At 50.6% G+C, this 399-nt stretch carries 1 rRNA gene; it reads right to left on the bottom strand.

Annotated features, from left to right (window positions below):
- Positions 1–3: 3 nt before the first annotated feature.
- Positions 4–399, bottom strand: a 16S ribosomal RNA gene (locus E4T71_RS10120); the annotation flags it as partial.

Genomic DNA, 399 nt, shown 5'->3' with positions numbered 1-399 from the left:
CAGGTACAAGACCCGGGAACGTATTCACCGTAGCATGGCTGATCTACGATTACTAGCGATTCCGGCTTCATGCTCTCGAGTTGCAGAGAACAATCCGAACTGGGACATATTTTATAGATTTGCTCCACCTCGCGGTATTGCGTCTCATTGTATATGCCATTGTAGCACGTGTGTCGCCCTGGGCATAAGGGCCATGATGACTTGACGTCGTCCACACCTTCCTCCTCCTTACGAAGGCAGTCTATTTAGAGTGCTCGGCCAAACCGTTAGCAACTAAATACGTGGGTTGCGCTCGTTGCGGGACTTAACCCAACATCTCACGACACGAGCTGACGACAGCCGTGCAGCACCTGTCTCTAAGTTCTAGCAAGCTAGCACCCTCATATCTCTATAAGGTAC

Source organism: Streptococcus sp. WM07, assembly GCF_004570525.1.
Lineage (GTDB): Bacteria > Bacillota > Bacilli > Lactobacillales > Streptococcaceae > Streptococcus.
The sequence above is the reverse complement of the archived record's forward strand: the minus strand, read 5'-3'. Positions and strand labels throughout refer to the sequence as shown.